Annotated in this window: 11 protein-coding genes and 1 riboswitch; of the genes, 5 read left to right on the forward strand and 6 right to left on the reverse strand. The window is 30.2% G+C overall.

Going from position 1 to position 11,904, the window contains the following annotated elements; translation table 11 throughout:
* Positions 1–6: 6 nt before the first annotated feature.
* The gene (locus AC2JAQ_RS15530; RefSeq protein WP_488457181.1) at positions 7–780 is read right to left on the reverse strand and encodes an SDR family NAD(P)-dependent oxidoreductase; all 774 of its coding nucleotides are present in this window, start codon (positions 778–780) and stop codon (positions 7–9) included.
* Positions 781–962: 182 nt separating this feature from the next.
* Here AC2JAQ_RS15530 and AC2JAQ_RS15535 point away from each other — a divergent pair, with 182 nt between their 5' ends.
* Positions 963–2,255, forward strand: a complete 1,293-nt coding sequence (locus AC2JAQ_RS15535) for an NCS2 family permease (protein WP_488457182.1) — start codon at positions 963–965, stop codon at positions 2,253–2,255.
* Between the two features lie 89 nt (positions 2,256–2,344).
* Positions 2,345–2,611 carry a hypothetical protein gene (locus tag AC2JAQ_RS15540; RefSeq protein WP_488457183.1) on the forward strand — a complete coding sequence of 89 codons (267 nt, stop codon included), beginning with the start codon at positions 2,345–2,347 and terminating at the stop codon, positions 2,609–2,611.
* 76 nt (positions 2,612–2,687) lie between these two features.
* Here AC2JAQ_RS15540 and hcp read toward each other — a convergent pair whose 3' ends face one another.
* Positions 2,688–4,337, reverse strand: coding sequence for a hydroxylamine reductase (hcp, locus tag AC2JAQ_RS15545; RefSeq protein WP_488457184.1), 1,650 nt, complete (start codon positions 4,335–4,337; stop codon positions 2,688–2,690).
* Between the two features lie 317 nt (positions 4,338–4,654).
* Between hcp and AC2JAQ_RS15550 the strand changes: the two genes are divergently transcribed.
* On the forward strand, positions 4,655–6,004 hold the full coding sequence (locus tag AC2JAQ_RS15550) for a YjiH family protein (RefSeq protein WP_488457185.1): 1,350 nt from the start codon (positions 4,655–4,657) through the stop codon (positions 6,002–6,004).
* Between the two features lie 42 nt (positions 6,005–6,046).
* On the opposite strand, the gene AC2JAQ_RS15555 is transcribed toward AC2JAQ_RS15550, so the two are convergent.
* From AC2JAQ_RS15555 to AC2JAQ_RS15570, 4 genes are all read right to left on the reverse strand, one after another.
* Positions 6,047–7,336, reverse strand: a complete 1,290-nt coding sequence (locus AC2JAQ_RS15555) for a homoserine dehydrogenase (protein WP_488457186.1) — start codon at positions 7,334–7,336, stop codon at positions 6,047–6,049.
* Between the two features lie 31 nt (positions 7,337–7,367).
* Positions 7,368–8,234: a homoserine O-acetyltransferase/O-succinyltransferase family protein gene (locus AC2JAQ_RS15560; protein ID WP_488457187.1), complete on the reverse strand. Its 867-nt coding sequence runs from the start codon at positions 8,232–8,234 to the stop codon at positions 7,368–7,370.
* A complete protein-coding gene (locus AC2JAQ_RS15565) occupies positions 8,235–9,521 on the reverse strand; it encodes an O-acetylhomoserine aminocarboxypropyltransferase/cysteine synthase family protein (RefSeq protein ID WP_488457188.1) in 1,287 nt (428 codons plus the stop codon).
* Positions 9,522–9,657: 136 nt separating this feature from the next.
* Positions 9,658–9,767, reverse strand: a riboswitch (SAM riboswitch).
* Positions 9,768–9,857: 90 nt separating this feature from the next.
* Positions 9,858–10,640 carry a staygreen family protein gene (locus tag AC2JAQ_RS15570; RefSeq protein WP_488457189.1) on the reverse strand — a complete coding sequence of 261 codons (783 nt, stop codon included), beginning with the start codon at positions 10,638–10,640 and terminating at the stop codon, positions 9,858–9,860.
* 131 nt (positions 10,641–10,771) lie between these two features.
* On the opposite strand from AC2JAQ_RS15570, the gene AC2JAQ_RS15575 reads away from it, so the two are divergent.
* Positions 10,772–11,353 carry a sugar O-acetyltransferase gene (locus tag AC2JAQ_RS15575; RefSeq protein ID WP_488457190.1) on the forward strand — a complete coding sequence of 194 codons (582 nt, stop codon included), beginning with the start codon at positions 10,772–10,774 and terminating at the stop codon, positions 11,351–11,353.
* A gap of 76 nt (positions 11,354–11,429) precedes the next feature.
* Positions 11,430–11,903 carry a peptide-methionine (S)-S-oxide reductase MsrA gene (gene msrA / locus AC2JAQ_RS15580; protein ID WP_488457191.1) on the forward strand — a complete coding sequence of 158 codons (474 nt, stop codon included), beginning with the start codon at positions 11,430–11,432 and terminating at the stop codon, positions 11,901–11,903.
* Position 11,904 lies beyond the last annotated feature (1 nt).

An 11,904-nucleotide genomic window follows, 5' to 3' on the forward strand; every position in this document is an offset into this window, starting at 1 on the left:
TCTCAATTATTTTTTACTTATAGCCTTACTTTGTATTTTCTTAACTATTTTTGCATTTAAAGTTGTTGGAGCAATCTTAGATAAGAAAACTAATATCTTATTCATGAAACCTGGAATACATATAGCCTTATTTTTCATTAAAGCTTTATATCCTATTTCAGCAACTTCCTCGGCACTCATTGCCACATCTAAATCTCCTTTTCCTGCTCTCTTTGAAAAGTCAGTTTTTGTTGCTCCTGGACACAATGTAATCACATCAACCCCTTTATCTTTAACTTCTTCTCTAAGGGCTTCTGAAAAGGATAAAACATATGCCTTGCTTGCATAATAAACAGCTATTAAAGGACCTGGTTGATATGCTCCCGTAGATGCAACATTTAAGATTTTTCCACTTCCTTGATCTATCATATCTTTTAAAAACAATTTCGTTAATTTTGTTAAACTTATAATATTTACGTTTATTACATCTAACTGCTTTTGCCAATCTATTTCATTAAATTTTCCATTGAATCCTATACCAGCATTATTAATTAGTATATCCACTCTTCCTACATCATCTTTTATTTTTTTATATAAACTATCTATACTTTCATTAATACTAAGGTCAACCTTATATATGTAACCCCTTACAGATTTTTTCATCGAGAACGCTTCTAATTCTCTTAATTTTTCTAAATTTCTTCCTACTAAAACTACATTATATTGATTTTCTATAAATATCTTAGAAAATTCATATCCAATCCCGCTAGTGGCTCCTGTTATTAAAACTGTTTTTTTCATAAAAAGTTCCTCTCTAAAAAATCCTTAATAAAACAATTATTATGTTTTTTACTTAATTGTCAAGCTTTTTTCTGTAAACCTTTATCCAAAAAATCTTTATTAAACGTTTAACATGTGATATAATAACACTTGCATCTATGATGTGGGTGGGTGAGGGCGCTATTTTTTGAAAAGGAGAAAGGATGAAAAACTTTTTTAAACTTAAAGAACATGAAACAAATATAAGAACAGAATTACTTGCTGGTCTTACCTCATTTTTTGCTGCAGTTTATATAATTGTAGTAAATGCTAGCATACTTAGTGATGGAGGTGTCCCTGTTGAACCTCTTATAATAGCTACAGTTTTAGCATCATTAATTGGATGTGTACTAGTTGCACTACTAAGTAATGCTCCACTTATTATAATGCCTGGTATGGGTATTAATGCACTATTTACATATACTATAGTAACTACTATGGGTCTTACTTTCCAACAAGCTCTAGCATCTGTTATAGTAGCTGGATTATTGTTCATTGTGGTAGCGGTTACACCTTTAGCAGAAATTCTGACTAGCTCAATACCGAACTCATTGAAAGAAGCAATAACTGTTGGAATTGGTATCTTTATTACTTTCTTAGGATTACAAAAAGCCGGTCTAGTAGTAGGAAGCAGTTCAACACTTGTTGCATTAGGTGATATTTCATCTAAAGAAGTTATTGTTTTCTTCATAACTATGATAATAATGCTAATTTTATTTATAAAAAATGTACCAGGTTCATTCTTAATAGGAATTTTATCTGGAACTGTAATATCAATATTATTTGGAATCGTTGATTTATCAAGCTTCCAATTTTCACTACCTAATTTCAAAGAATACAAAGAAGTCTTTATGTCAGCTGATTTTAGTGAAATATCTTCAGTTACATTCTGGATTGCAACATTCTCACTAACTTTGGTTTTAGTATTTGAGAATATAGGATTACTTCATGGACAAATTGATGGTATGTTAAAACAACCTAGTAAAAGACAAAAGGCTCTTAATGCTGTTGCTTTTACCACTATAATTTGTGGTATTTGCGGTACTAGCCCTTCAGTTTCAACTGTAGAAGGTAGTGCTGGAATAGCTGCTGGTGGTAAAACAGGTTTAACTGCTATATTTGCAGGATTATTATTCTTAATATCAATCTTCTTTATACCAGTTATATCACTTATTCCAAATGCAGCAATAGCACCAGTATTAATAATAATCGGAGGATTAATGATTCAAAATATAGTTTCAATAAACTTTGAAGACTTTACAGAATCATTTCCTTCATTCATTACCTTAACTATAATACCTTTAACATTTAGTATAGTTGATGGTATTGCTTTTGGATTTATAGCTTATCCTATTTGTAAGTTAGCAACAAAGAAGTATAAAGACATTTCAATCCCTATGTACGTTATATCGGCAATCTTTTTAATATATTTTATACTTCATGCAACTCAAATATAGCTTTAAATTATAAATTAAAATCTCTTATTGATAATCAATAAGAGATTTTTTATATATAATAGTTATATATACATTTAGGAGCGTATTACATGGAACTTTTCAACTTATCTCCAGATCAACTTAATCTTCTCTGCATTCTAATAGCTAAAGATTATTCTACTAGATATAACGTTGACCAGCTTAATGTTTTAGGTGATTTTCTCATTGCTTTAGGCTCTAACATAGTAGTATATGCTTCTAGTTTTGCCTATTTTGATAGCTTAAAAGCTAAAGCAAACAATAATTCAAACAATAATTCAAACAATAATTCAAACAATAATTCAAGCCAAAACTCAAACAATAAGAAAAAAGACTAACATACATATGTTAGTCTTTTTTCTTTATTAATGTAAATAATATTAAATATCAAATCTATATTTTTTCTATTGACTATTATTCTCCTAGGAACATTTTCATATCATCTTCTACGTTTGTGATTCCACCAATACCAAAGTTTTCAACTAAAACTTTAGCTACATTTGGTGATAAGAATGCTGGTAGAGTTGGTCCTAAATGAATGTTTTTAACTCCTAAGTGTAATAATGATAATAATACTATTACAGCTTTTTGTTCATACCATGCTATGTTATAGCTTATTGGTAATTCATTTACACTGTCTGTTCCAAATACTTCAGCAAGTTTTAAAGCTATTACAACTAATGAGTATGAGTCATTACATTGTCCTGCATCTAAAACTCTTGGAATTCCGTTGATATCTCCAAGTGGTAATTTGTTATATTTATATTTAGCACATCCAGCTGTTAATATAACAGTATCTTTTGGTAATTTTTCAGCGAATTCTCTATAGTAATCTCTTGATTTAGCTCTTCCGTCACATCCTGCCATTACGAAGAATCTTCTTATAGCTCCTGATTTAACAGCATCTACTACTTGGTCTGCTAAAGCAAGAACTTGGTTATGAGCAAATCCACCTACGATTTCTCCTGTTTCTATCTCTGTTGGAGCTTTGCAAGTCTTAGCTAACTCTATTATTTGTGAGAAATCTTTATGTCCATTTTCATCAGCTGTTATATGAGTACATCCTTCATAACCTACAGCACCTGTTGTAAAGATTCTTCCTCTGTATGAATCTTGAACTGGTGTTATACAGTTTGTAGTCATTAATATTGGTCCATTGAATGATGCAAACTCTTTATTTTGTAACCACCATGCATTACCATAGTTTCCTGCAAAGTGAGCATATTTTTTGAATTTTGGATAGTAGTGTCCTGGTAACATTTCACCATGAGTATAAACATCTACTCCAGTTCCTTCAGTTTGCTCTAATAACATTTCTAAATCCTTTAAGTCATGTCCTGATATTAATATTCCTGGATTATTTCTAACTCCTATATTAACCTTTGTTATTTCTGGGTGACCATAAGTTGAAGTATTAGCTTCATCTAATAATGCCATTCCATCAACACCAAATTTTCCTGTTTCTAAAGCTAAAGCAGTTAATTCATCTGCACTTAATGAATCGTCTAATATTTTAACTAAAGTTTCTGCCATAAATGCATGAACCTCTTCTTTATCATGTCCTAAGTTCATAGCATGTTCCATGTATGCTGCTAATCCTTTTAATCCATACATTATAAGTTCTCTTAAGCTTCTTATATCTTCGTTTTCTGTAGCTAAAACTCCTACTTCTGAAGCTTTTGCCATCATTTCTTCGCTAGTTGTAGCTGTCCAAGTTGCACATCCTTTGAAGTCTGCTCCAACTGGATTTCCACCTTTAGCTTGTACTCTTTCTTTTAATTCTTCTCTTGCTGCTAAAGTATCTTTAACTCTTTTTTCTATTGCTTTAAAATCAAAGTTAGCATTAGTAATAGTTATAAATAAGTTATCTATTATCATTCTATTTATTTTCTTATCTACTATTCCTACTTTTCTTCCTTCATTAGCTACTGTAGCTAAACCTTTAGTAACAAAAATTAAAAGGTCTTGAATTTTTGCTACATCTTCAGTTTTTCCACAAACTCCTCTTACAGTACAGCCTTTGCATCCTGCTGTTTCTTGGCATTGAAAACAAAACATACTCATTTTAAATTCCTCCATTTTCTTTATCTTTATATGTAAATTCTTTTTTAAGATTCTTTATATGTAAATTCTTTTTTACTTGGCAACTCTTTCGTTACCTTACATTTACAATTATATCCTCGTCACACTTTAAACTCGGTAACCTATGTTACACATTTAATAAAACTATTTAACAAGGTAAATTTTGTATATATCGGCCAGTTTTTTGAATATTTATACAATATTCATTATTTTTATGCATATTTTCATTGAATTTATGCATAATATTATGTATAATAAAGCTTGTACTAATTGATTTATTCATAAAAGGGGGACTAAATTTGAAAACTAAATATAAATCGTCTGATTTACTAAAGTTCATAATTCCGTCGTTATTAGGTGTAATTCTTTTTATGGTTCCTATAAACGATGGTGGAAATATAACAATACCCGTAGCATTTCTTACAACTAAACTTAAAGGAATAATTGGAGATTATTTACCTATATTATCAACAATAGTTGTTGCAATAGCTGCTTCATTAACAATATTAACTAAAGCATTCAAACCAAAATTTATAATAGAGAATGAATTTTTAAACTCATTATTAAATGTTAATTGGATTTGGGCAATAGGAAGATTATTAGGTGGATTGTTTATAATATCAGCTTTTACTGGAATAGGACCAGAAATAGTAACATCTGAGTCAACAGGTGCATTTATATTAAATGACCTATTACCAACACTTATAGTTGTATTCTTCTTTGCAGGATTATTCCTACCACTTCTTTTAAATTTCGGTTTATTAGAATTCTGTGGTGCCCTACTTACTAAAGTAATGAGACCATTATTCAAATTACCAGGTCGTTCATCAATTGACTGTATGACTTCTTGGTTAGGTGATGGAACTATTGGAGTATTGCTTACTTCAAGACAATATGAAGAAGGTTTTTATACAGAAAGAGAAGCTTGTATAGTTAGTACAATGTTCTCAGTTGTTTCAATAACATTTAGCTTTGTTGTTTTATCACAAGTTGGATTAGAGAATATGTTTATTCCATTCTATTTAACGGTTACTCTTGCCGGTGTAGTTGCTGCCATAATTCTTCCAAGAATTTGGCCTCTTAGCAAGAAACCAGATGCTTATTACAATAATATAGAACCTAAGAATGTTGAAAATGTACCAGAAGGATTTACTCCATTTACCTTTGGATTAGCTAAAGCTGTTGAAAAAGCTCAAAATGAAAGTAGTATAAAGAAATTCTTCTCTGATGGGATTAAAAACGTAATTGAAATGTGGATAGGAGTTTTACCTGTAGTTATGGCAATGGGTACATTAGCTCTTATGGTGGCTGAATATACTCCTGTATTTCAATGGCTTGGAGTTCCTTTCATTCCTTTATTTAAAGTATTAGGAATTCCTGAAGCTGCTGCTGCTTCTCAAACTGTTATAGTAGGATTTGCAGATATGTTTTTACCATCAGTTATAGCATCAAAAACTATTCTTAGTGATATGACTAAATTTGTAGTAGCTGCTGTTTCTGTAACTCAACTTATATACTTATCAGAGGTTGGAAGTGTTATTTTAGGATCAAAAATTCCACTAAACCTAAAAGAGTTATTTATGATTTTCTTAATGAGAACAATAGTTACACTGCCAGTTATAGCTCTTGTAGCACACTTATTATTTTAGAAATTAAAAGAGATTGTCATTATGGCAATCTCTTTTTTATATTTAAAAATCTTCTATTCTTATAACATTATGAACTGTACAAATTTCCTCTAATCGTTCCAATCTTCTAATTGCTTGGTTTATATTTTCTTCTTTAGTTTCATGAGTAGTCAATACTAACTTTATAAAATTATTTTCGACCTCTATTTGAGCAATAGACTTAACATTCACATTACTCTTTCCAAATACATTAGTTACAGTTCCTAAAACTCCTATTTTATCTTCAACTGATATCATCATATAATACTTACTTTTTATTTCATCAAAACTTCTTGTTTCTCTAACCCAAAGGTTATTCTTTGTTACTAACCCCTCTGCTTCTAAGCTTATATTGTTTCTAAGTATTGAAATTATATCACTTACAACTGCACTTCCTGTAGGCAAGTCTCCTGCTCCCTTTCCATAAAACATTAAATCTCCCACAGCGTTTCCCTTAACAAACACAGCGTTAAATGAATCATGAACGTTAGCTAAAGGATGTCTTTTAGGAATCATTGTTGGATGAACTCTAAGTTCTAATTCACCTTCTACCTCCTTAATAATTCCTAATAATTTTATTACATACCCAAATTGGTTTGCACACTCAATATCACTCTTTGTTATTCCTGTTATTCCCTCTCTATATACATTCTCTGTATTTATCTTTGTTCCAAAAGCTAGTGATGCTAATATTGATAGTTTGTATTGCGCATCATACCCTTCTATATCTGATGTTGGATCTGCTTCCGCATATCCTTTTTCTTGCGCCTCTTTTAATGCCTCCTCAAAGCTACTTCCCTCAAACTGCATCTTAGTTAAAATATAATTTGTGGTTCCATTTATTATTCCATAAAGACTTTCTATCTTATTGGCAGTCAAGCTCTCATTTATCCCAGCTATTATAGGAATTCCTCCCGCAACGCTTGCTTCATAATTTAACCCTACACCCTCTTTATCCGCAATCTCATACAGCTCATCTCCTTGGATTGCTAATAACATTTTGTTAGCAGTCACTATATGTTTTTTTCTTCTCATGGCGTTAATTATATATTCTTTAGTTGGTTCTATTCCCCCAATAAGTTCAACAACAATCTTAATATCATCATCACTCAAAATATCATTATAGTCTGTAGTTAAAAGTTCCTTTGGAACATCAACACATCTCTTCTTATTGATATCTCTAACTAATATTTTGCTAATTTCAATATTGTAACCTGACCGTTTCACAATCTCCTCTTTATTAGCATTAAATATCTTCCAAACTCCACTGCCCACATTACCTAGCCCAAGTAATGCAATTTTTATACTCTTCATAAAATATTCCCCCTTAAAATATGCTTATTGCTTAATTAAATGCTATACTCTGAATCCAATTCTTATATATTCTTTCAGCAGTTTTTTCCCAAGAAAATATTATATCCTTACTTTCATCATTTCCTTGGAAATAATTTGTAGGAACCTCTATAAATTCTCCTTTAGCTTTATCTCTTAAATACTCCTTTTTTAGCACATCTTTACCATACTCTAAATGTCCTAATATATAGTAATCATTATTTTTTCCTTTTAAAAAGCTAAATTCCCCTAGCTCATTTTCAGCCAAAACCTCAATATTTTTATTTTTTAAAACATCTTCCTTATTTAAAGTTGAATATCTTGAATGTGGTGCCTTAAATCCATTTTCTATTCCATTTAAAATATCTTCTTCTTGAAGTATTTCATGTGAAAAAACTCCAAAAACTTTGTTATCTAAAACAACTTTTCTAATTCCATAAAAATGACTTAAGGCTACCTGTGCTCCCCAACAAATATATAGAGTTTTCTTCCCATATTTTCTTAAGTAATCCAAAATCTCAATTAACTCTTTAATATATAACACTTCACTAAAGTCTAACTTCTCTAAAGGAGCCCCAGTCATAATCATTCCATCTAACTCTTTCTTAACCTCATTAAAGGTTGTATAGTTTTTCTCTAAATACTCTTCAGAGGTATGTTTTGATTTATGTGATTCTAGCCTTATAAAATCAATATCTAAATCTTCTCCACACTTATATAGCATATTTAATATGTGAGCCTCTGTTTCTCCTTTTACTGGCATTAAATTTAAAACCCCTATTCTTTTTCTCTTCTTTTTGCACTCCTTCTGAGAGAATACCTCATTAAAACCTAATATTTTTATCCCCTCAAGTTCTAATGATTTAAAAAATAAACTCATTTATTCATCACCTAATTTACTAAAAGCTTGCTCAAAATCTTTTATTATATCTTCTATTCCTTCTATTCCCACAGAAACCCTAATTAAATCTTCAGTTACCCCTGCTTTTATTAAATCCTCTGAAGAAAGCTGTCTATGTGTTGTACTAGCTGGATGTAAAAGAGTAGTTCTAACATCTCCTAAGTGAACTACTAACTGAGCTAACTGTAAGTTATCTATAAACTTCTTAGCAGCCTCTCTTCCTCCTTTTATTCCAAAAGATAAAAGACCAGAAGCACCCTTCGTAAAGTATTCTCTAGCTAGATCATAATCTTTATGAGATTCTAAAAGAGGATAGTCAACCCAAGTTACATTTTCATTTTTTTCCAAGAATCTAGCTAATGTTAAAGCATTTGAACTATGTCTTTCCATTCTAAGATGTAATGTTTCTAAACCTATATTGGTTAAGTAAGCATTAAATGGACTTGTTGTGCATCCTAAATCTCTAAGTAAGGTGACTCTAAGCTTAGTTATATAAGCCGCTTCCCCAAAAGTTTCAACATACTTAAGACCATGATAACTTTCATCTGGTTCAACCAAACATGAAAACTTTCCATTATCCCAATTAAAGTTTCCTCCATCAACAATTATTCCGCCAAGAGCTAATGAATGACCATCTGAATACTTACTAGTTGAATGAATAACTATATTAGCTCCATGCTCTAGAGGGTTAAATAAATATGATGTTGCAACTGTATTATCAATTATTAATGGAATTCTATTTGACTTAGCAACCTTAGAGAATTTTTTCATATCTAAAACTCTCAAAGACGGATTTCCTAAGCTTTCCCCAATTATAAGCTTAGTATTATCCTTTATACTTTTTTCCAACTCCTCTTCACTACAATCTGGTGATATAAAAGTAGCCTCTATACCTAAATTTTTTAAAGTAGTTCCTAAAAGATTAAATGTTCCTCCATAAACAGTTGATAAAACTACTATATGTTCTCCAGCCTTACAAATATTCAAAACGGCTAATAATACTGCAGATTGTCCAGACGATACTGATACTGCACCTACACCACCTTCTAGTGCCAAAAATTTTTCTTCTAAATTGCTAACTGTTGGATTACTTATTCTGGTGTATATATGTCCAGCCTCTTTTAAATCAAAAAGATTAGCTACTTGATCACAACTTTCAAACTTATATGATGTACTTTGTACTAATGGCTGTGTTACTGGATCTCCCGCTTTAGGATTAAATCCTCCTCTTATACATAATGTATCCTTACTAAAATTTTTACTCATTTTAAAGCCCCCTTCTTCTTAGCTCATTCTCTTTTATTAAATAATTATCCCCAAAAATAAAAGCTATTTCTTAGTCCTTAAGACAAAGAAATAGCTCTAAATGCATAATAAAAAATCACACAAATCTCTCTATAATCTCTTATCTCTCAGGATTTCTCCTTGCAGGATTTAGCACAATTCTGATTTATGATAATCAGCTGTTGCTAGGCTTCATAGGGCCAGTCCCTCCACCATTCTTAATAAAAGATATATACTCATTTTTTAATTTAAAACCAATTATAGTGTATTAAATTGATATTTGCAATATTATTATAAAATTTAAACATTAAATTTTATTTATCTAGGGTTTTTAACGCTTATAGTTGTAACTTTATTAGGTGTTACTAAAAATTCAATTATAAGATTATTATATACTGGTTGCACTTCCCCAACTTTAACTCCAATATAAATTTTATAATTAAATTCACATTTATTATCTGTTCTAGCCTTAATTAGCTCTAAAACTTGTACATCTTTCAAACAATAATACATATCGTTTTTATATAACTTTATAATCTCTTCCTTGATGTATGGATTTAAAAGAGTAACTATAAATTCATTTACTAAAGGATCCTTATCATTAAAAATACTTTCTTCCATATAAGTCTTTTCCATATTGTTATTAGACTCCATTCTAACACTATAATCATTAATGGTTCCATAGTTTTCAACTTTATTAAACTCTTCATAAGCAGATATGAATCTTACTATTACGCTGCTATTTAATAATTCATTATGATCTTCTAAGAACTTTCTATCACCATATCTTATTGCTGATAAAGCTAAAGGCAACTCCTTTCTAAAAATCATATTTCTCTTTGCAGCTTCTTCTCTACCACCCATTCCATCAACATAAACATATACCTTTAAAATAAATCTATCATCTATTCTCTTCCAGTCACCAAAAACTTCATCTCTTCTCATTAAGTTCACTTTATCATATGCATATGTTAATGCTGTTGTCAGAAACAATTCCCCTGTTTCATCACTATGAACTAATGTATACTTTCTCCCATCTATTGGATTTTCATCTTTAATTCCATTTCTAAATTCTAAATTTAACATTTTAGGATCAAACATTTCCTAACACCTCAAAAAATAATATTAGCTATTCATTATATGAATTTTTAACTATATTTATGCCTAAATGGTGAAAAATACATAAGTTATTGCTAAAATGAACTTGAGAATATACTATGGAGGAATTATATATGACTATGACAGAAAAGGAAAAAATGATAGCGGGATTACCTTATGATCCTCAAGATAACGAGTTAACTAAAGGTAGATTTAGAGCAAGAATTTTATTTCAAAAATTCAATAATTTAGATCTTCCTGATAATGAAGAAGATGCTGATAAAGTATTTAAAGAAAGAAGTAATATTTTAAAAGAGCTATTTGGTTCAACTGGTGAAAAAATATATATAGAACCTAACTTTAAATGTGATTATGGATATAACATATCAGTAGGCGACAATTTCTATGCAAATTTTGATTGTGTTATGCTTGATGTTTGTAAAATTACAATAGGAGAAAACTGTTTCCTTGCCCCTGGTGTTCATCTTTATACAGCAACTCATCCAATAGATCCTATCGAAAGGCAAAAATCTGAATTTGGTAAGCCTATAACAATAGGTGATAATGTTTGGATAGGAGGACATGCTACTATAAACCCAGGCGTTACTATAGGAAATAATGTTGTTATAGCATCTGGAGCAGTTGTGACTAAAGATGTCCCTAATAACGTAGTAGTAGGTGGAAATCCAGCTAAAATAATAAAAACAATTGAATAATATTACTAGGTTTTTACACACTATATAACCAATATTACTCCTACTTTAAATCAATAATTTATAGAGGTGATTTATTATGAAAAAAATTATATTAGCTGGTGGTTGTTTTTGGGGTGTAGAAGAATTTCTATCAAGAATTAATGGTGTAATAAACACAGAAGTTGGTTATGCCAATGGTCGTACTAAAAACCCAACTTATGAAGAAATATGTACTAAAAATACCTATTTTGCTGAGGTTTGCCTTGTAACTTATGATGAGAATATAATATCTCTTAAAGAATTATTAGGTAAGTTTTGGACAATAATAGATCCAACATCATTGAATAAACAAGGAAATGACGTTGGGAGCCAATATAGAACCGGTATTTACTATGTTACTCCATCAGACTTAAAAGCTATTTTAGATAGCAAAGAGGAAATCCAAAAGTCTTATTCTAAAAAAGTAGTAACAGAAGTTAAACCATTAGAAAACTACTATAAAGCTGAAGAATATCATCAAAAATACCTAAAAAAGAATCCTAATGGTTACTGTCATATAAAACTAGACTAAA

The organism is Clostridium sp. LIBA-8553 (assembly GCF_057782465.1).

Coding starts and splice junctions, on each gene's coding strand:
- AC2JAQ_RS15530 (WP_488457181.1), bottom strand. CDS start 780: ATGAAAAAAACAGTTTTAATAACAGGAGCCACTAGCGGGATTGGATAT.
- AC2JAQ_RS15535 (WP_488457182.1), top strand. CDS start 963: ATGAAAAACTTTTTTAAACTTAAAGAACATGAAACAAATATAAGAACA.
- AC2JAQ_RS15540 (WP_488457183.1), top strand. CDS start 2,345: ATGGAACTTTTCAACTTATCTCCAGATCAACTTAATCTTCTCTGCATT.
- hcp (WP_488457184.1), bottom strand. CDS start 4,337: ATGAGTATGTTTTGTTTTCAATGCCAAGAAACAGCAGGATGCAAAGGC.
- AC2JAQ_RS15555 (WP_488457186.1), bottom strand. CDS start 7,336: ATGAAGAGTATAAAAATTGCATTACTTGGGCTAGGTAATGTGGGCAGT.
- AC2JAQ_RS15560 (WP_488457187.1), bottom strand. CDS start 8,234: ATGAGTTTATTTTTTAAATCATTAGAACTTGAGGGGATAAAAATATTA.
- AC2JAQ_RS15565 (WP_488457188.1), bottom strand. CDS start 9,521: ATGAGTAAAAATTTTAGTAAGGATACATTATGTATAAGAGGAGGATTT.
- AC2JAQ_RS15570 (WP_488457189.1), bottom strand. CDS start 10,640: ATGTTTGATCCTAAAATGTTAAATTTAGAATTTAGAAATGGAATTAAA.
- AC2JAQ_RS15575 (WP_488457190.1), top strand. CDS start 10,772: ATGACTATGACAGAAAAGGAAAAAATGATAGCGGGATTACCTTATGAT.
- msrA (WP_488457191.1), top strand. CDS start 11,430: ATGAAAAAAATTATATTAGCTGGTGGTTGTTTTTGGGGTGTAGAAGAA.